The organism is Mesorhizobium sp. C395A, assembly GCF_030323205.1.
GTDB lineage: Bacteria > Pseudomonadota > Alphaproteobacteria > Rhizobiales > Rhizobiaceae > Mesorhizobium.
The window spans coordinates 370,424-388,823 of the sequence record NZ_CP100473.1 but is presented as its reverse complement, the minus strand read 5'-3'; the positions used below and the strand labels follow the sequence as shown (position 1 = coordinate 388,823).

Below are 18,400 nucleotides of genomic sequence, written 5' to 3'. Positions count from 1 at the left end.
TTCACATCTTCTCGCCGGGCAATCGGCTGGCCTGGCTCACCCAGGAGGCGAAGCGGGCTTCGTCGATCTCTTCGCCTTCATGGATGTCGAGATAGCGCACTTCCTTTTGCCTGGAACCGCCGGGAGGCACAGGATCGAGCGACGTGCCGCGAAAGAAGGCGACTTTGACGTATCTGGTGAAGCAATGCAGGCTGAGGAACCAACCCTCGCCCTCGATGCCATAGAACGGTGAGTTCCACTTCACCGCCTTGCAGACGCTGGGGACGGCGCTGACGATAAGTGCGTCGATCCAGCGCCCGACATCGCTTTTCCAGCCCGGCATGGCAGCAATATAGGCCTGCACCGGAGCGTCCCCATAGGCCTTCGGGATCTGCGGGTTGCCGCCCGAAAGCAGGACCGGCTTTTCCGGCTTGTCTGGGGCCGGTTTTGCGACCTTCGATTTTCCCGGCGCCTTGGCCATGTCCTACCCTTGCGCGCCCTGCTCGCCACGCGATCTCGCGACGTAAGGCAGCACGAACATGTAGAGGCCGCTGAACAGCAGCAGGAATAGCGGCAGCAGCGGCGAATAGACCACCCAGGCCGGAGGTTGCCCGAACGCCATGGTGATGAAATTGGCTGCCACGGTCAGCGTGAAGATGATCGACAGCCAACGATGGGTTTGACGTATCCATTTGCTCAAGTTCATTGCAACTTCCTCTTGAAACCAGCGCCTACCAACGCGCCAGTTGGGTGATCTGGATGAGATTGCCGCAGCTGTCGTTGAGCTGGGCGATAGTCGAGCCGGTCACTTCTGTCGGCGCCATGGCGAACGCACCGCCGCGTCCCTTGATGCGCTCGTAATCACCCTTGACGTCGTCGGTGAACAGCATGAGCGCGGGCTGCCCCTGCTTGAAGATGGCCTGCTGGTAGGCCTTGGCGGCCGGGTTGTCGTTGAGCGCCAGCTGTAGCTCGGCTCCCTCGGGCTCATCGGGTGAGATGACGGTCAGCCAACGAAAAGCCCCATTGCTGAAATCGGCCTTCACGGCAAAGCCCAGCACGTCGGTGTAGAAGCGCAGTGCGTTGTCCTGGTTGTCCACATAGACGCTGGTCAGCTTGATCTTCATCGATTTCCTCCTTTTTGCATTCGGTGCCCCGCGATCAGGGCATGGTACCGGCAGGCTTCAATCCGGCTTCGCCAGAAGCTGCTCCAGCTTGGTGAGGAATTGCTGCCACCCGGCCATGGCTCCGCCATAGGCCTGCTTCTGGCTCGGATGGAAACCCGACTGCTCGACGCGCAGATGGGTCCCCTTGCTGGTGGGCGTGAGCGTGAACGTCACCACGCTCTTCAGATTGTAGGCGGCATCCTCATGCGCAAAATCCCAGCTGTAGGACAGCGTCCTGCCTTGCTCGACGGCGAGGACCTCGCAATCGAGCACGCCGCCCCAGTCGCCGCGAAGATTGAAGCTGTGGCCGACGACAGGCTTGAAATCGTTCTTCATGAGCCATTCCTCCATCAGATGCGGCTGCGTCAACGCGCGCCAGATCTTCTCCGCCGGCCAGGATATTTCACGTTCGACGACGACGGTGCGCAGTTCGGGATTGCTCACTGGTCCATCCTTTTAAGCAGGTTTTCGAGGTCATCGAAGCGGCCCTCCCAGAATCCTGTCATTTGAACTGTCCAGTCGGTCAGCGGACCAAGTGCCTCGGGCTGCGCGCTGTAGTGGGTCTGGCGTCCGGCGTGGCGGTCACGCACCAGCCCGGCCAGCTTCAGGACGCCGAGATGCTTCGACACCGCCGGTTGCGAAACCCCGGACTGCGCCGTCAGCGCCCCCACGGTCTGCTCACCTTGGCGGCACAAGCGCTCGAAGATGGCCCGCCGGGTCGGGTCGGCAAGCGTTCTGAACAAAGTATCGTGGGCGTCCGGCATCGAGATCAATAACCTGCGAGCTATTGATTGACGTATAACCGCCGGGATATGGATGAGTCAAGTGCGCTGGCGGAATGGATCGAGATTAAAGCGCAGACGCGACCTGCCGCAGGCGCACGCCTGCAGGATTACGATCGGATCGTTTGGATCTTTCAAAGAGTTGACCGGCACCGTCGCAGCAGCGACGGCGCCCAGGCGCTTAGTTCGTCGCGGGAGCGCGCTTCTTTTTCTTGCCGGACTTCTTGTCCACCGCCGCCGGCGCGGTGTCGTCATAGCCGGCATAGACAGTGTAATCCCGGGCGGAGGGTTCGGGCACGACGACGTTGGGATCGGTGAACACGAACTGGGTGGCGGTCGAGGGATCGCTGACCTGGATCTGATAGGGGTGGATCTGCGAATAAAGTACGTCGGGGCCGTGCATGACGGCAATGCGGATCGGCATGGTGATGGTGCCGGGGGCGAACAGCGGTCCCGGCACGATCTTGCCGGCAACCCCAACCTTCATCGTCAACTGGCCGTTGGCACGGCTGCAATCGCGGCTCACATCGCTGATCGAGGCCTGGTAGATGATCTTGGCCGGATCCTTGTTCGGATCGACGATGGAGCCGTCAGGCGCCGTCTGCGCGGCGGCAGCGGCCTCGGCATCCTGTGTTGCATCAGCCTTTTTCTTTTTCGGCTGCGGCGCGCCCTTGGCGTAGGTATTGAAGTATGCGGTGCCGTCACGCACCGTCACTTTCGGGCAGTAGGCCTGCAACTGGCTGGCGAGAACCTTGGGATCCTGAGGCGGTATTGGCGCATTCGGGTCGGTCTTCTTGCCGAAACCGAGATTGAGGATGCCATTGTCGCTCGATTGGCAACCGGCGGCGGCAAGCATAAAGCCCGTTAGCGCCAGACCCGCGACAAAGCGACGGTTGAACCTATGAAACGCCATGAAACTGCACTTCCCTCTCGCAAAGTTGGTGACGTATAGCAACGCCACGGCAAAAATGCGACTGAGGCGGCTCGGAAAATTAACCAATTGCCGTGGATGAAACCGGCGGCAGCAATGGACCTTTGACGATGCGCTATGTGAGTACCCGCGGGGATGTGCCCGTGCTTGGATTTGCCGATGCGGTGCTGGCGGGGCTGGCCCGCGACGGCGGGCTTTATGTGCCGCAGACATGGCCGCAGTTTTCGGCAGCCGAGATCCGCGCCATGCGCGGCCTGCCCTATGCGGACCTCGCCATCCGCGTGCTGACGCCCTTCCTCGGCGGCGAGATCGCCGCACCCGTCTTCGAGCGCCTGGTGCGAGAAGCCTATGCCACCTTCCGCCACCGGGCCGTCTGCCCGCTGGTGCAGACCGGCGCCAACACGTTCATCCTCGAGCTCTTCCACGGTCCGACGCTGGCCTTCAAGGACGTTGCCATGCAGCTGCTTGCCCGGCTGATGGACCATGTACTGACTGAGCGTGGCCAGCGCGCCACCATCGTCGGCGCGACCTCGGGTGACACTGGCGGCGCCGCCATCGATGCCTTCGCCGGCCGCGACCGAACTGACATTTTCGTGATGTTCCCGCATGGCCGCGTCTCGCCGGTGCAGCAGCGGCAGATGACGACATCGACTGCCGCCAACGTCCAGGCGCTGGCGATCGAAGGCAATTTCGACGATTGCCAGGGCCTGCTGAAGGATATGTTCAACGATCATCGTTTTCGTGATCGCGTGTCGCTGTCGGGCGTCAATTCGATCAACTGGGCCCGCATCATGGCCCAGATCGTCTATTATTTTTCCTCGGCGCTTTCGCTCGGCGCGCCGGACAGGCCGGTCTCCTTTACCGTGCCGACCGGCAATTTCGGCGACATTTTCGCCGGTTACGCCGCCAAGAAGATGGGCCTGCCGATCGAGCGGCTGATCGTCGCCACCAACGACAACGACATATTGGCGCGCACTTTCGCGACCGGTGAATACCGCACCAAGGGTGTGTTTGCGACGACGTCGCCATCGATGGACATCCAGGTATCGTCGAACTTCGAGCGACTGCTGTTCGAGGCCTGCGACCGTAACGCAGAGACGGTGCGGCGTTACATGGCCGGCCTCAAGCAATCCGGCGCCTTCACCATCGAAACCGCAGAAATCGACCGGATGCGGTCCGAATTCGACGCCGGACGCGCTGATATGGACGAGGTTGCCGCCACCATCCGTTCAACGCTCGAATCCAGCAATTATCTGCTCGATCCGCACACGGCCGCGGCCGTGCATGTCGCCGCCGGCAAGGCTGACGGTGCAGTGCCGATGGTGGTGCTGGGCACGGCGCACCCGGCCAAGTTCCCGGCCGCGGTCGAAGCCGCCTGCGGCGTGTCGCCGGCCCTGCCGGCATGGCTGGGGTCCTTGATGTCAGCCGACGAAAAGTACACGGTACTTCCATCCGACCTGAAAATGGTGGAAGATTACGTGAGCCGCCACTCAAGGGCAGCGCGTTAGGGAGTACTTGCCATATGGGTGTTGAGGTAAGCCGTCTGTCGAACGGCCTGACAGTCGCCACCGAAACCCTTCCAAGCCTCGAATCCGTTGCCCTTGGCGCCTGGGTCAAGTCCGGCGCCCGCAATGAGCGTGACGACGAGCACGGAATGGCCCATCTGCTCGAGCATATGGCCTTCAAGGGTACGAAAAGGCGGACGGCCTTCGAGATCGCCTCGGAAATCGAGGATGTCGGCGGCGAGATCAATGCCGCCACATCAGTCGAGACGACGTCCTATTACGCCAGGGTGCTGTCCGACGATGTGCCGCTGGCGGTGGATATCCTTGCCGATATCCTGCAGGAGTCCGAATTCGACCCGGAGGAACTGGAGCGCGAGCAGCATGTGATCCTGCAGGAGATCGGCGCCGCGCACGACACGCCCGACGACATCGTCTTCGACCGTTTCACCGAGACCGCCTTCCGCCACCAGACGATCGGCCGCTCGATCCTCGGCACGCCGGAAACCGTCAAATCCTTCACCTCCAAACAGCTGCATGATTTCATCGAGCGCCAGTATGGCGCCGAGAAGATGGTGATCGTCGCGGCCGGCGACATCAAGCATGACAATTTCGTGCGCGAGGTCGAAAAGCAGCTCGGCGGTTTCCGCAGCAAGTCCGACAGCACGATGCCGCAATATGCGCAGTATGTCGGCGGCGATTTCCGCGAGGATCGCGACCTGATGGACGCGCAGATCGTGCTCGGCTTCGAAGGCCGAGCCTATCATGTGCGCGATTTCTACGCTTCGCAGGTGCTGTCGATGATCCTCGGCGGCGGCATGTCGTCCCGGCTGTTCCAGGAGGTCCGCGAAAAGCGTGGCCTGTGCTATTCGGTCTATGCCTTCCACTGGGGTTTTTCCGATACCGGCATCTTCGGCGTTCATGCCGCGACCGGGCAGAGCGACATTGCCGAACTGGTGCCGGTCATTATCGACGAGCTGCAGAAGGCCGGCGAGAATATCCTTCAGGAAGAGCTCGACCGCGCCCGCGCGCAATATCGCGCCGGCCTGATCATGTCGGCTGAAAGCCCGGCCAGCCGCGCCTCGCAGATCGCCAGGCAGCTGCTTCTGTTCGGCCGGCCGATCGCCAAGGAGGAGTTGATGGAACGGCTGTCGGCGCTGACCGTCGAGCGGCTGACCGACCTTTCGTCCCGGCTGTTTTCGACCAAGCCGACGCTGACTGCGGTTGGACCGGTGGGTACGCTCGCGCCCTATGAGGCGATTCTCGATTCGCTTGCGGGCACGCACACCACGGCCCGCAAGCTCGCCGTCTAAGCCTTCAAGCGCCGGTGTTCGCGCTCCCTTTCTTTCGCCGTGACCTGCCGGCACTGAAAGGCGACCGGGTCATGCTGCGCGTGCCCTACACCAACGACTATCGCGAATGGTCGGCGGTGCGCGGCGAAAGCCGTGCCTTCCTCGAACCGTGGGAGCCGCGCTGGACGCCCGATGAACTCGACCGCACCGCCTGGCGGCTGCGCATCGGCCGCTACCGCGAAGACTATGCGCAGGGAACCGCCATCGCCTTCTTCATCTTCGAGAAGGCGAGCGGCAAGCTTGCAGGCGGCATTACGCTCGGCAATATCCGCCACGGCGTCTCGCAAAGCGGCCATGTCGGCTACTGGATCGGGGAGCGGTTCGGCGGCCGCGGCCTGATGACCGACGCGGTCAAGGTGGTCTGCCGCTTCGCCTTCGATACGCTGAGGTTGCACCGGATCGAAGCTGCCTGTATTCCCGACAATGTCCGGTCGATCCGCGTGCTTGAAAAAGCCGGATTCCGGCGCGAAGGACTTCTGCGATCCTACCTCAGGATCAACGGCATCTGGCAGGACCACTACCTCTACGCCCGGATCGCGGACGATCCGCCGGGCGCTGGAACGAAGGACTGATTTTTGACGAATTTCCTGCGAAACGGGTCGCTGTTGGCCTTTGTTCTGGCGGTTGTCGTCACGCTTTGCGCGGCGCTCCCGGCCTTCGCCGTCGAACCGATCAAGATTGCCCGCGACGATGTCGCGCTCGACCTGTCGCGCGCCGTCCAGATCTACGTCAATCAGGGCGAAAACTTCCAGGTGTCGACCGCGCCCGGTCCCGACGGCATCGTGCGGCGCATCGAGGTCGAGGCCAATGACGCGCGCTCGAGCGGCGACTGGGCGGTGTTCGCGCTCGCCAACACCACCGACCAGCAGCTCGACCGGCTGATCGTGGCGCCGCATTTCCGGCTGGTGAATTCCGGCATCTTCTGGCCCGATCTCGGCGCCACCCGCATCGCCGCGATCACCCCCAGCGAGGGCTTCGCGCTCGACCGCCAGTCAAGCTCCGACGCCGACGTGTTCCGGGTGACGCTGAACCCGGGAACGGTGATCACCTTCATCGCCGAACTCGCCTCGCCGAAGCTGCCGCAGGTCTATCTATGGGAGCCGGAAGCCTACAAGGACTCGGTCAATTCCTATACGCTGTTCCGCGGCATCGTTATCGGCATCGCCGGGCTGCTGGCGCTCTTCCTGACCATCCTTTTCGTCGTCAAGGGAACCTCGATGTTTCCGGCGACAGCCGCACTTGCGTGGGCGGTACTTGCCTATATCTGCGTCGATTTCGGCTTTCTAAACAAGATCATAGAGATATCGCCCGGGAACGAGCAGATGTGGCGGGCGGGAACGGAGGTGGCGCTTGCGGCGACCTTCGTGGTGTTCCTGTTCGCCTATCTCAACCTCAACCGGTGGCACGGCCATTTCAGCTATGGCGCGCTGGTCTGGATCCTCGGTCTGGTGCTGATTGCGGGTGTGGCCATCATCGATCCGGCCGTCGCCGCCGGTATTGCCCGGCTGTCCTTTGCCGCCACCGCGCTGACCGGGCTCGGCCTCATCATCCTGCTCGGTCTTCGTGGTTACGACCGTGCGATCATGCTGGTGCCCAGTTGGGTGATGGTGCTGCTATGGCTGTGCGGGTCGTGGATGGCAATCACCGGCATGCTCGACAACGACATCGCCCAGCCGGCATTGGGCGGCGGGCTGATCCTGATCATCCTTTTGATCGGCTTCACCGTCATGCAGCATGCCTTTGCCGGCGGCGCGCTGCATCAGGGCCTGTTCTCCGATCTTGAGCGCCAGGCGCTGGCCGTCGCCGGCTCCGGCGACACGGTGTGGGACTGGGACGTGCTGCGCGACCGCGTCGTCACCAAGCCCGACGTCAGCATCCAGCTTGGCCTGGCGCCCAACAGCCTGGGGGGTGCGGCCCGCAACTGGCTGCCGGTGCTGCATGCCGACGACCGCGACACGTTCCGCACCACCCTCGACGTGGTGCTCGAACATCGGCGCGGCCGGGTCTCGCAGAATTTCCGCCTGCGCGGCGCCGACGGGCACTACCACTGGTTCTTGCTTCGGGCGCGGCCGGTGATCGGCTCGGACGGCGAAGTGATTCGCTGCGTCGGCACCATGGTCGACGTCACCGAGCAGAAAAAGTCCGAGGAAAGGCTGCTGCACGATGCCGTTCACGACAATCTGACCGGCCTGCCCAACCGCGAACTTCTGATGAACCGGCTGGAAGCCATCATCTCGATCGCGCGCACCGAAGAGAAGGTGCGCCCGACCGTCTTCGTCATCGACATCGACCGTTTCAAGCAGGTCAATGACGGGCTTGGCATCTCGGCCGGCGACACCATCCTGCTCACCATTGCGCGCCGTTTGCACCGGCTGTTGAAACCGAAGGATTCGCTGTCGCGCTTTGCCGGTGACCAGTTCGCCCTGATGCTGCTCTCCGAACAGGAACCCTCCCGCATCGCGGCGGTGGCAGACGCCATCAAGCACGCCATCAACAACCCGATCACCTTCGCCAAGCGCGAGATCGTGCTGACTGCCTCGATCGGCCTGATCACCTGGACCTCGGCGCAGACTTCGGCAGAAGACATGGTCAAGGACGCCGAGCTTGCCATGCACCAGGCCAAGCGCTTCGGCGGTGACAGGATCGAGCCGTTCCGGCCGGCCTTCCGCACCGTCGGCACCGACCGGCTGCAATTCGAATCCGATCTGCGCCGCGCCATCGAGCGGCGTGAGTTCACCCTTGCCTACCAGCCGATCGTACGGCTGGAGGACGGCAGCATTGCCGGCTTCGAGGCGCTGCTGAGGTGGGACCATCCGCGCCGCGGCATGATCCCGCCGGGCGATTTCATCCCGGTCGCCGAAAGCTGTGGCCTGATCGTGCAGCTTGGGCTGTTTGCCATGCAGCAGGCGGCCGAAGACCTCGCCGGTTGGCAAAAGCAGATCGGCGACACGCCGCTGTCGGTGTCGGTCAATCTGTCCAGTCGCCAGCTGATCCGCCGCGACCTGGTCAGCGATGTCCGCTCGGTCATCGCGCGCGCCAATCTGAAGCCGCGCTGCTTCCGGCTCGAACTTACCGAATCGCTGGTGATGGACAATCCAGAGCAAACCTCGCATGTGCTGACCAAGCTCAAGCAGCTCGGCATCGGCCTGTCGCTGGACGATTTCGGCACCGGCTATTCCTCGCTCGCCTATCTGACCCGCTTCCCCTTCGACACCATCAAGATCGACAAGAGCTTCGTCGACGACGCGACGCCGAAGCGGGCGGTGCTGCTCAAATCCATGGTCAACATGGCGCATGAACTCGGCCTGTCGGTGGTGGCCGAGGGCATTTCCGACGAAAGCGATGCGCTGGAACTGCGCCAAATGGGCTGCGAATATGTGCAAAGCTTCATGTTCGGCGCGCCGATGCCAGGCGACCAGGTGCTGAAGGCGTTGAAAGAGCAGTACCCGATGACGCAGGCGTGACGGGTGAGGCATGCGTCGTGCAGGCGCGTGGTTACATTGGAATGAACCCCGAAAATTAGCTGAAGCGACCGCGCCTTCGTCATCCTAGGGCGAAGCAAGGAGCGCAGCGACGCGGCGCAGACCCTAGGATGACGAAAGTGGCGGGCGGCTTCGGCTAGTCGCGAAGGTTCGGCGGAACGTCGGCGAGGCGAGGCCTCAGGCGTGCCCCGCGGCCAGGCTCAAATGCGCCAGATCAATCCCGATCGATGCCAGGATGCGGTCGTATTTGCGCTCGATGTCGGCGTCGAACAGAAGCTCCGGCGTGGCCGGACAGGTCAGCCAGCCATTCTCGGCGATCTCGGTTTCCAGCTGGCCGGCGCCCCAGCCGGAATAGCCGAGCGCCATCAACGCGCGCCGCGGGCCGCGGCCGGACGAGATGGCGCGCAATATGTCGACCGTGGCGGTCAGGCAGATATCGTCGGAGACGGTGAGCGAGGATTCCACCCGGTAGTCGCCCGAGTGCAGGACGAAGCCGCGGCTACGGTCGACGGGGCCGCCATTGCGCACGACGAAGTCGCGAGCCTGCGCCGGCAGCCTGATCGCCTCCTGCTCGTTCATGATGCCGAGCTGCACCAGAAGATCGGGAAACAGCATCTGTTGCGTCTGGTTGATGATCAGGCCCATGGCGCCTTCATCGCTGTGCGCGCAGATGTAGATGACCGAGCGCGTGAAGCGATCGTCCTTCATGCCGGGCATGGCAATCAGGAACTGGTCGTCAAGAAAGCCGCGTCCACCGGCTGTCTTTTTGTGGCGCAACAAGTCCATGGACTGGAGCGTAACGCGTTTCCGGGACGCCGAAAAGATGCGCCGCGTGCGATTCGGCCAAAGCCCAACGGTTGGAACAACGGAATCTTGACTGCGAACTTCACTCGGCCGATTGCTTGAAGCCAACTGTTCCTTGCCCGAAGGTCACGCAAATATGATACGCAGAGCGCCATGAAAACATTGCGCGGCCATGAACTGACGATCAAATCAACGCCATGCAAAGCTTGAAAATCCTGCTGCTCGGTCTTGCTATCGGATGCGGAGCAGTCCTGCCCGCCGCCGCCTCCTCGTCGGAATGGTACAACAGCGAAGGCGGCAAGGTGCGGCTGGTGACAACAGGCAAGGCCGACGAGGCCGGTCGCATACAGGGCGTGCTCGACATCGCGCTCAAGCCCGGCTGGAAAACTTATTGGCGCGATCCGGGCGACGCCGGCGTGCCGCCGCAGATCGACGTTTCGGCCAGCACCAACATCACCGATGCGGCGTTTTCCTTCCCGCCGCCGCAGCGCCATGACGACGGCTACGGCAAATGGGCCGGCTACAACCATCCGGTCTCGCTGCCGGTGACATTCACTTTGTCGTCGCCTGGGGATGCGGCCGTCATCGATGCCGACATCTTTCTCGGCATCTGCGAGACGATCTGTATTCCGGTGCAGACGCGGCTGAGCGTCGATCCCGCCGCCGATCCCGACAATGCCGAGGATGCGGCGCTGGTGAAGGCTGCACTCGCCACCTTGCCCGCGCCTGCCAAGCCCGATTTCGGGATCAAGGTGCTGCCGGGCGACCATGAGACGCTGATGGTCGAGGCGACTTTTCCCGGAGATCCGGAGGCGGCGGATTTATTCGTCGCCGGGGGACGCGATTATATGTTCGGGGCGCCTGCACGCAGCGAAAAGGACGGCCGGCTGGTATTTACCATTCCGATCCTCGACCGGCCGTCGACGACACCGACCGATGGCGGGTTGTATTACACCCTGACAAGTGCCGAAGGCGCGGTCGAGGGCGTTCTGCCGTTCCCCTGATACCGAACCCGATTAGGGCTTTCCCTTGATCCAGGCCTTGTCGGCGGTTGCGGGAGATGCCCGATTTCGCTATCGCAAGAAACCTTCCCTGCTTTTCACACGAGGACCATCATGACGATTGCCGTTGGCGACAAACTGCCCGATGCGACCTTCAAGGAAATGACCGCCGACGGCGCCAAGGTGATCACCTCGGCCGAGATTTTCGCGGGCAAGAAGGTCGTGCTGTTCGGCGTTCCAGGCGCCTTCACGCCGACCTGCAGCAACAATCATCTGCCGGGCTATCTCGAGAACCACGATGCCATCCTGGCCCGCGGCGTCGACACCATCGCCGTCGTGTCGGTCAACGATGTCCATGTCATGGGCGCCTGGGCGAATTTCACCGGCGGTCAAGGCAAGATCCTCTATCTCGCCGACGGCAATGGCGACTTCGCCAAGTCGATCGGCCTCGACTCCGACTATTCCAGCGGCGGCATGGGATTGCGCTCGAAGCGCTTCTCGATGATCGTCGACAACGGCAAGGTCACCGCGCTCAACGTCGAGACCAAGCCAGGAGTCGACACGTCGGGTGCCGCTCACATTCTGAGCCAGCTCTAAACCGCGGCGGCCGCCTCGGCTCATGAACGCCATGGCCTGACGACCACGCGCTTCCAGCCGGATTGCCTGCTTTGGGGGACATCGACGATGTTTGACATCATCTGGCGCAGCATTGCGATTGGCATCGGCGCCACGGTGCTGATGGATCTTTGGGCGCTGTTCCTGCATCTGGCGCTCAGCCAGCCGCGGCCGAACTGGGGGCCGCCCGGCCGCTGGGTCTGGCACCTTAGGGAAGGCAAGGTTTTCCACGACGATATCGCCCAAGCCGCACCCTATGCGCATGAGCAGGCGCTGGGCTGGGCTTTCCACTATGTCACCGGCATCGTCTACGGCTTCATCCTGGTGTCGCTGGTGGGCACGGCATGGCTGGACGCGCCGACCTTCCTGCCGGCCTTCATCCTCGGCATGGTCACCATCGGCGCCGGCTGGTTCCTGCTGGCGCCCGGCATGGGCGCCGGCTGGGCTGCCTCAAAGCGCCCCAACGCGATGCAGATCCGCGCCTTCAACGTGATCTCGCACACGGTATTCGCGCTCGGCCTCTACGGCACGGCCCTGCTGATCCGCTGAGGACAGGTTCTATTCGCGCGGCTTCATCGCGGCAACGGTATCGATGATCTCCTGACATCCGCTTTAGCGCGGCGCCAGACTGTCTATCGGCCGCCATCCGTGGACGACGCGGCGCGTGCCGACATCATAGGCGAAGTAATTGCCGCCGCCGGCCGGCTGATCCGCCTCGCGGCTGATTGCGCGGCCGCTGAGCGAGAGCAGCAAGAGCGTTCCGACGCCGCCATGGCCGACGAAGGCAATGTCCCCGCCGTCGGCAGCACCCAGCACCGTTTCAACCTCGCTGACAATGCGTTGCTGGGCGTCGATGGCCCGTTCCCAGCCGCGAATGCTTTTGTGCGGGTTGGCGAAGAACTGGTCGGCGACCGCCTCGAACTCCGGCGGCGGCAGGAAGCCGGTTGCCGACCGATCGTTCTCATGCATGCGCTCCCTCACCTCGACCGCGAGGCCGAGGTGTTTGCCAAGAATCTCGGCGGTTTCGATCGCCTTGCGTTCGGCCGACGAGACGACACGGCGGATCGATCCGACCCATGGCTGATCGAGCATGGCTGATGCTGTCGCTCGTCCGATCTCGGATAGCCCCCAGTGCGGCACGGGAACGTTGGCATCGATCTGAACCTGGGGATGGGTGATGTAGTATACGATCGGCATGAGTGAGATCCCCTGCCGATAGCTTGAGCTCAATAGCTTTGGGTCGAGCGCCGTGCCCGTGGCGCCGGCTGCTTCTCGGATGCCGCCGGCTTCAGCGCCACTTTCGGCGCCGCAGGTTTGGCTGAGCCCCTCTTGAACGGCGCCATGCCTTCCCTTGCGAGTTCGTCGGCGCGTTCGTTCTCGGTGTGGCCGGCATGGCCCTTGACCCAGTTCCAGGTCACCTTGTGGCGCCGATTGGCCTCATCCAGCGCCTGCCACAGTTCACCGTTCTTGACCGGCTTCTTGTCGGCGGTCTTCCAGCCGTTTTTCTTCCAGCCATGGATCCATTTGGAGATACCGTCCATGACATATTTGCTGTCGGTGTGAAGCTCGACGGCGCACGGCTCCTTCAGCGCATTCAGCGCCGAGATGGCGGCCAGCAGCTCCATACGGTTATTGGTCGTCTCGGCCTCGCCGCCCGACAATTCCCTGGTCTTGCCGTTGAAGCGCAGGATGGCGCCCCAGCCGCCGGGACCGGGATTGCCCGAGCAGGCGCCGTCGGTGAAGATTTCAACCTGCTTGGTCATGTCAGTCCGTATTCCGAAGGCGACCTGATCGCGCGGTGGAAGCGCATGCGGCGGATATATTCGGTCGGATCGCGCTTCATGACCAGCCCGCCCTCGGGAACGGTCAGCCAGTCATAGAGCCGGGTCAGCATGAAGCGCAGCGCCGAACCGCGCGAAAGCATCGGCAGCGCTGCTTTCTCGCCCTCGCTCAAAGGCCGCACGCTCTGATAGCCGGCCAGCAGCGCCGTGCCTTTGGCCAGGTTGAAGGAGAAATCCTTCTCGAAACACCAGGCATTGAGGCAGGTGGCGACGTCATAGGCGTAGAGGTCGTTGCAGGCGAAATAGAAGTCGATGAGGCCGGACAGTTTCTCGCCGAGGAAGAAGACATTGTCGGGAAACAGATCGGCATGGATGATGCCTGCCGGCAGGCCTTGCGGCCAATGGCGTCCGAAGTCGGCGAAATCCGCGTCGACCTCGGCCGCCAGTCCCGGCTCGACCTCGTCGGCTCGGTCGCGCGAGGCATTCCAGAGTTTGCGCCAGCCCTCGATGGCCAGTGCGTTGTTACGCGTCATCGCAAAATCCTGCCCGGCCAAATGCAGTGCGGCGAGGGACTTGCCGACCTCCGCGCAATGCGCCGCTGTCGGCCGCCGCAGCGACAGGCCTTCGAGGAAGGTGATGATGACCGCGGGACGGCCGGCCAGCGTGCCGATGACGGTGCCGTCATGCGCGGTCACCGGCAGCGGGCAGGAAATGCCTTTGCGGGCGAGATGGCCCATCAGGCCGAGGAAGAACGGCAGGTCGGCTTTGTCGACGCGCTTCTCGTAGAGCGTCAGTATGTAAGAGCCGCTTGAGGTGTGCAGCAGGAAATTCGAATTCTCCGTGCCTTCGGCGATACCCTTGTAGGACAAGAGTTCGCCGACAGGATATGCCCTCAGGAACGCGCCGAGTTCGCCCTCATTGACGTCGGTGTAGACCGCCATGGGCTCTTCACGCGGCTCCGTTGACGAAGGCCATGTCGGCCCGCGTCAGTTCGACATCGCGCAGAACCCGCATGACTGGAAAATCCTCCGTTTCGGTGGCCGTGATCGCCAGGTCGATGGTCACCTCGAAGCGCTGGCGGAAGGCGTCGATGATCTCGTCGACGATGATCTCCGGCGCCGACGCGCCGGCAGACAGGCCGAGCGTCGAGATGTTTGTGAAGTCATTCCACGGAATTTCGGCGGCGCGCTGTACGAGAAGCGACATGGTGGCGCCGGCGCGCTCCGCCACTTCGACAAGACGGCGCGAATTGGAGGAATTGGGCGCACCGACGATCAGATAGAGATCGGCGCCGGCGGCGGTTTCCTTGACCGCTTCCTGGCGGTTGGTGGTGGCGTAGCAGATCGATTCGGCGGCCGGTGCATGCAGTTGCGGGAAGCGCTCCTGCAGCACCCGCAATATGCCGGCAGTGTCTTCGACCGACAACGTTGTCTGGCTTACGAAGCCGAGCGCTTCCGGGTCGGCGGGGGCAAAGGTCCCAGCGTCGGCTTCGGTCTCGATCAGCGTGACGGCGCCTTCCGTCAGCTGGCCCATGGTGCCGATCACTTCGGGATGGCCGGCATGGCCGATCAAAAGCACATGGCGGCCGAGCCGCTGATGGCGCATCGCCTGCTTGTGCACCTTGGACACCAGCGGGCAGGTGGCGTCGAGATAGAAGAGCTCGCGTGCCTTGGCGTCGGCCGGCACCGATTTCGGCACGCCGTGGGCCGAGAAGACAACCGGCGACTTGCGGTGCTCGGCCGGGATTTCCGAGAGTTCCTCGATGAAAACCGCGCCAAGGCTTTGCAGGCCTTCGACGACATAGCGGTTGTGAACGATCTCGTGGCGGACATAAACCGGCGCGCCGTATTTCTTCAACGCCAGCACGACAATCTGGATCGCGCGGTCGACGCCGGCGCAAAAGCCGCGCGGCTGGCAGAGCCGGATCGTCAGCGGTGGTTTTGTGGCGGTCTGCAGCATGATTCCAGATCGGTTGATCGTATCGTGACGCGAAATGAGGTGTGCACCCCTGCCCTGTCAAGGGCAGTTGAGATCAGGTTGAATGGTCAACCTGATCCAACTCTTTGTTGGAGCATGATCTTGTCCGAAAAACCGGTTCCCAGTTTTCGGGATCATGCTCTGGATCATTCAGTCTTTGCCGGACGGCGCAGCCTGACGATCAGAACCGCGGCAAGAGCCGCCGCCAGGCCAAACCAGGTGAAGGCATATTGCAGATGAGAGTTCGGCAGGTCGATGATGGTGACGCCGCCGACCGGCAGCCCGCCCGGGTTCGGCGTCTTGTCGGCGTCGATGAAGATCGGCACCAGCACGGCACGCGCCGGCAGGCCGGCACTCGCCGCCATGGCATCGCGGTCCTTCCAATAGAAGATGTTCTTGGCCACGTCATTGTCGGGCAGCATCATCGACGGCTTGGCCGGCAGCGGGTTGCGCGCCAGGCCGGTGACCGTGACCTTGCCGGTCACCTGCCCTTGCGGGCGCTTGGCGGCATCCTTGAGATCATAGGGAACGAAGCCGCGGTTGATCAGGACATAGCGGCCATCGTCGAGGGCCAGCGGGGTATAGACGTTGAAGCCGGCGTCGCCCTCCCATGTGGCGTAGAAATGCCGCTCGCCGGAGTGCAGGAACGTCCCGCTGACGGTGACCGGCGTGTAGTCGACATCACCGGTGGCAGCGAATTCCTTCTCGACGTCCGCCAGCGGCTGCGGCGCTGAATGGGTGCGCTGGTCGATGGTCTGCAGAAGGGCTTCCTTCCAGTACAGGCGCTGCACCTGCCATGTGCCAAGCCCGAGCAGGATGACGAACACCACCAGGCCGAGGCCGAGCAGCAATGCCGTCTTCGGCCGCGAGCGGCCGGCGGGCTTCGTCAGCGCCTCGTTCATTGCCCCTGGTCCAGGCGGCCTTCGGCCGCCTTGTTGGCGTATTGAAGCGTCAGCAGCACCCCCTTGATCAACCTCAGCGCCGTCAGGCACAGCGCCACGGCCAGCGGTATCCAGATGATGAAATGCAGCCACAGCGGCGGGCTCAGCTTCACCTCCACCCACAGCGCCAGCCCAACGACGATGAAGCCGATGATCAGGATGACGAACACCGCCGGGCCGTCGCCGGCATCGGCGTAGGAATAGTCGAGGCCGCAATTGTTGCAGCGCTTGCCGACGGTAAGGAAGCCGGAAAACAGCCGTCCTTCGCCGCAGCGCGGGCAGCGTCCGTGCAGGCCGGCCGAGATCGGCTCGATGGGTGGCCAGATCGCCCTGTCTTCACTCATGGATAGTCATGCTTTATGGCTCGATTTCGATCAGCGTTCCATCCGGCACCATAGTCCAGATTTCGTCCATGTCGCAGTCGGTAACCCCAATGCAGCCATCGGTCCAGTCGACCAATTGAAGCAGCCAGCCCGACCAGCCGAATCCGTTGGCCATTGATGGGCGCCGAAAAGAAGAAAGGCGACCGCGTTGCCGCGACCGCCCTTCTGATTTGTCGGTTCGGTGAAAGCCGTCAGTGGCCTTCGATCACCGCGCCGACCGATCCCCAGACGTAGATCGATGCGAACAGGAACAGCCAGACCACGTCGACGAAGTGCCAGTACCAGGCAGCCGCCTCGAAGCCGAAATGCTGCTTGGGCGTGAAGTCGCCTTTCCAGGCGCGGATCAGGCAGACCAGCAGGAAGATGGTGCCGATGATGACGTGGAAGCCATGGAAGCCGGTCGCCATGAAGAAGGTGGCGCCGTAGATGGAATCCTTGAAGCCGAACGGAGCGTGCATGTACTCGTAGGCCTGCACCATGGTGAACAGCATGCCGAGGCCGACGGTCAGCACCAGGCCGTTGATCAGGCCCTTGCGGTCGCCATGGATGAGCGAATGGTGCGCCCATGTCACCGTGGTGCCCGACAGAAGCAGGATGATGGTGTTGTAGAGCGGCAGATGGAACGGATCGAGGACTTCGAGACCCTTCGGCGGCCAGACGCCGCCAGTGAAAGCGGTGCGGGCGTAATTCTGCACTTCGCTCGGAAACAGGCTGGCATCGAAATAGGCCCAGAACCAGGCAACGAAGAACATCACTTCCGAAGCGATGAACATGATCATGCCGTAGCGCAGATGCAGCGACACGACGCGCGTGTGGTGGCCCTCATGCGCTTCCTTGATGGTGTCCGACCACCAGGCAAACATCGTGTAGAGGACGATGACCAGGCCGATGAAGAACAGCCATGGATTGGCGATGTTGTGGCCGAAAATCGGAAAATCGCCGTTCTTGAGATACTGCATCAGGGCGACGCCGCCGACTGCAGTCACCAGCGCGCCGATCGACCCCAGGAAGGGCCACGGGCTCGGGTTGACGAGATGGTAGTCGTGTTGTGGTTTTGCGTGCGCGTCTGCCATATCAACCCCCGAGATTTGCTTCGGTATCTGAAACTTTGCTGCTGCTGTTCGGCGTCGATGACGCCACCGGCTTGTTCTTTTGGACCGGGAACATGGTGTAGGACAGGGTGATCGTGTTCAAGTCCTTCAGTTCCGGCACGTTGACGATATCGGGATCCACATAGAACACGACCGGCATGTCCAGCGTCTCGCCGGGCTTCAGCGTCGTGTCGGTGAAGCAGAAACACTCGACCTTGTTGAAGTAGGGGCCCGCCAGTTCCGGCTGCACGTTGAAGGTGGCGCGGCCGGTAACGGCGCGGTCGAACTTGTTGGTGGCGCTGTAATGCGCCTGCGTGGTCTCGCCGATCTTGATGGTGACCGAACGGGCGACCGGCTGGAACTGCCACGGAATGCCGTTGGTGTTGGCGTCGAAGCGCACGGTGATGTCACGGTCGAGGATGCGGCCGGCATATTGCTTTTCGGCGCGCTGCGTGGTGCCGCCATAGCCGGTGGCCTGGCAGAACATCTTGTAGAGCGGCACCGCGGCGTAGGCCATGCCGATCATGCCGCCGAAGAAGGCGACGCAGACGGCGGCGACGACGCGGTTGGTGTTCTTCTTCCTGGGATCGGTCACGGTCTGGCGGGTCATCATCGG

Annotated in this window: 23 protein-coding genes; 7 read left to right on the top strand and 16 right to left on the bottom strand. The window is 62.8% G+C overall.

Annotated features, from left to right (window positions below; translation table 11 throughout):
- Position 1: 1 nt before the first annotated feature.
- The 6 genes from NLY37_RS01840 to NLY37_RS01815 form a co-directional block, all read right to left on the bottom strand.
- Positions 2 to 460 (bottom strand): DUF1801 domain-containing protein, encoded by a 459-nt coding sequence (locus NLY37_RS01840; RefSeq protein WP_023668395.1) that lies wholly within the window; start codon positions 458 to 460, stop codon positions 2 to 4.
- A 3-nt stretch (positions 461 to 463) separates the two neighbouring features.
- Positions 464 to 685, bottom strand: a complete 222-nt coding sequence (locus NLY37_RS01835; RefSeq protein ID WP_023668396.1) for a hypothetical protein — start codon at positions 683 to 685, stop codon at positions 464 to 466.
- A 25-nt stretch (positions 686 to 710) separates the two neighbouring features.
- Positions 711 to 1,103, bottom strand: a complete 393-nt coding sequence (locus NLY37_RS01830) for a VOC family protein (RefSeq protein ID WP_023687162.1) — start codon at positions 1,101 to 1,103, stop codon at positions 711 to 713.
- Between the two features lie 57 nt (positions 1,104 to 1,160).
- Complete coding sequence (locus NLY37_RS01825) at positions 1,161 to 1,586, bottom strand: SRPBCC family protein (protein ID WP_023740717.1); 426 nt, start codon at positions 1,584 to 1,586, stop codon at positions 1,161 to 1,163.
- Complete coding sequence (locus tag NLY37_RS01820; protein ID WP_023740716.1) at positions 1,583 to 1,906, bottom strand: ArsR/SmtB family transcription factor; 324 nt, start codon at positions 1,904 to 1,906, stop codon at positions 1,583 to 1,585. Before NLY37_RS01820 ends, NLY37_RS01825 begins: the two co-directional genes overlap by 4 nt.
- A gap of 199 nt (positions 1,907 to 2,105) precedes the next feature.
- A complete protein-coding gene (locus NLY37_RS01815) occupies positions 2,106 to 2,837 on the bottom strand; it encodes a hypothetical protein (RefSeq protein WP_023740715.1) in 732 nt (243 codons plus the stop codon).
- Positions 2,838 to 2,965: 128 nt separating this feature from the next.
- Here NLY37_RS01815 and thrC point away from each other — a divergent pair, with 128 nt between their 5' ends.
- The 4 genes from thrC to NLY37_RS01795 are packed head-to-tail and all read left to right on the top strand — an operon-like array spanning position 2,966 to position 9,173.
- Positions 2,966 to 4,363 (top strand): threonine synthase, encoded by a 1,398-nt coding sequence (gene thrC, locus NLY37_RS01810; RefSeq protein ID WP_023740714.1) that lies wholly within the window; start codon positions 2,966 to 2,968, stop codon positions 4,361 to 4,363.
- Positions 4,364 to 4,377: 14 nt separating this feature from the next.
- Positions 4,378 to 5,670 carry a M16 family metallopeptidase gene (locus tag NLY37_RS01805; protein ID WP_023668402.1) on the top strand — a complete coding sequence of 431 codons (1,293 nt, stop codon included), beginning with the start codon at positions 4,378 to 4,380 and terminating at the stop codon, positions 5,668 to 5,670.
- 14 nt (positions 5,671 to 5,684) lie between these two features.
- A complete protein-coding gene (locus tag NLY37_RS01800; RefSeq protein ID WP_023668403.1) occupies positions 5,685 to 6,281 on the top strand; it encodes a GNAT family N-acetyltransferase in 597 nt (198 codons plus the stop codon).
- A 3-nt stretch (positions 6,282 to 6,284) separates the two neighbouring features.
- Positions 6,285 to 9,173 carry an EAL domain-containing protein gene (locus tag NLY37_RS01795; protein WP_023706671.1) on the top strand — a complete coding sequence of 963 codons (2,889 nt, stop codon included), beginning with the start codon at positions 6,285 to 6,287 and terminating at the stop codon, positions 9,171 to 9,173.
- Positions 9,174 to 9,368: 195 nt separating this feature from the next.
- Here the strand turns inward: NLY37_RS01795 and NLY37_RS01790 are convergent, their stop codons facing one another.
- Positions 9,369 to 9,977, bottom strand: coding sequence for a YqgE/AlgH family protein (locus tag NLY37_RS01790; RefSeq protein ID WP_023668405.1), 609 nt, complete (start codon positions 9,975 to 9,977; stop codon positions 9,369 to 9,371).
- Positions 9,978 to 10,192: 215 nt separating this feature from the next.
- On the opposite strand from NLY37_RS01790, the gene NLY37_RS01785 reads away from it, so the two are divergent.
- The 3 genes from NLY37_RS01785 (at position 10,193) to NLY37_RS01775 (ending at position 12,160) form a co-directional block, all read left to right on the top strand.
- Complete coding sequence (locus tag NLY37_RS01785) at positions 10,193 to 10,999, top strand: protein-disulfide reductase DsbD domain-containing protein (RefSeq protein WP_023740712.1); 807 nt, start codon at positions 10,193 to 10,195, stop codon at positions 10,997 to 10,999.
- Between the two features lie 111 nt (positions 11,000 to 11,110).
- Positions 11,111 to 11,593, top strand: a complete 483-nt coding sequence (locus NLY37_RS01780; protein ID WP_023668407.1) for a peroxiredoxin — start codon at positions 11,111 to 11,113, stop codon at positions 11,591 to 11,593.
- An 87-nt stretch (positions 11,594 to 11,680) separates the two neighbouring features.
- A complete protein-coding gene (locus NLY37_RS01775; RefSeq protein ID WP_023740711.1) occupies positions 11,681 to 12,160 on the top strand; it encodes a DUF2938 domain-containing protein in 480 nt (159 codons plus the stop codon).
- Positions 12,161 to 12,223: 63 nt separating this feature from the next.
- Here the strand turns inward: NLY37_RS01775 and NLY37_RS01770 are convergent, their stop codons facing one another.
- The 9 genes from NLY37_RS01770 to NLY37_RS01730 all read right to left on the bottom strand — a co-directional run bounded on the left by NLY37_RS01770 (position 12,224) and on the right by NLY37_RS01730 (position 18,394).
- Positions 12,224 to 12,808, bottom strand: a complete 585-nt coding sequence (locus tag NLY37_RS01770; protein ID WP_023740710.1) for a histidine phosphatase family protein — start codon at positions 12,806 to 12,808, stop codon at positions 12,224 to 12,226.
- A 29-nt stretch (positions 12,809 to 12,837) separates the two neighbouring features.
- Positions 12,838 to 13,374 carry a ribonuclease HI gene (rnhA, locus tag NLY37_RS01765; RefSeq protein ID WP_023692070.1) on the bottom strand — a complete coding sequence of 179 codons (537 nt, stop codon included), beginning with the start codon at positions 13,372 to 13,374 and terminating at the stop codon, positions 12,838 to 12,840.
- The gene (locus NLY37_RS01760; protein ID WP_023740709.1) at positions 13,371 to 14,333 is read right to left on the bottom strand and encodes a homoserine kinase; all 963 of its coding nucleotides are present in this window, start codon (positions 14,331 to 14,333) and stop codon (positions 13,371 to 13,373) included. The genes rnhA and NLY37_RS01760 overlap by 4 nt, the downstream gene beginning before the upstream one ends.
- A 7-nt stretch (positions 14,334 to 14,340) precedes the next feature.
- A complete protein-coding gene (gene ispH / locus NLY37_RS01755) occupies positions 14,341 to 15,351 on the bottom strand; it encodes a 4-hydroxy-3-methylbut-2-enyl diphosphate reductase (protein ID WP_023732092.1) in 1,011 nt (336 codons plus the stop codon).
- 164 nt (positions 15,352 to 15,515) lie between these two features.
- Positions 15,516 to 16,271, bottom strand: coding sequence for an SURF1 family protein (locus NLY37_RS01750; protein ID WP_023740708.1), 756 nt, complete (start codon positions 16,269 to 16,271; stop codon positions 15,516 to 15,518).
- On the bottom strand, positions 16,268 to 16,654 hold the full coding sequence (locus NLY37_RS01745; RefSeq protein ID WP_023740707.1) for a DUF983 domain-containing protein: 387 nt from the start codon (positions 16,652 to 16,654) through the stop codon (positions 16,268 to 16,270). Before NLY37_RS01745 ends, NLY37_RS01750 begins: the two co-directional genes overlap by 4 nt.
- Positions 16,655 to 16,667: 13 nt before the next feature.
- Positions 16,668 to 16,808, bottom strand: a complete 141-nt coding sequence (locus tag NLY37_RS01740; protein ID WP_023668415.1) for a L,D-transpeptidase family protein — start codon at positions 16,806 to 16,808, stop codon at positions 16,668 to 16,670.
- Positions 16,809 to 16,884: 76 nt separating this feature from the next.
- Entirely contained in the window at positions 16,885 to 17,766 is an 882-nt protein-coding gene (locus NLY37_RS01735) for a cytochrome c oxidase subunit 3 (protein WP_023668416.1), read from the bottom strand.
- A 1-nt stretch (position 17,767) separates the two neighbouring features.
- Positions 17,768 to 18,394 (bottom strand): cytochrome c oxidase assembly protein, encoded by a 627-nt coding sequence (locus NLY37_RS01730; protein WP_023740706.1) that lies wholly within the window; start codon positions 18,392 to 18,394, stop codon positions 17,768 to 17,770.
- Positions 18,395 to 18,400 lie beyond the last annotated feature (6 nt).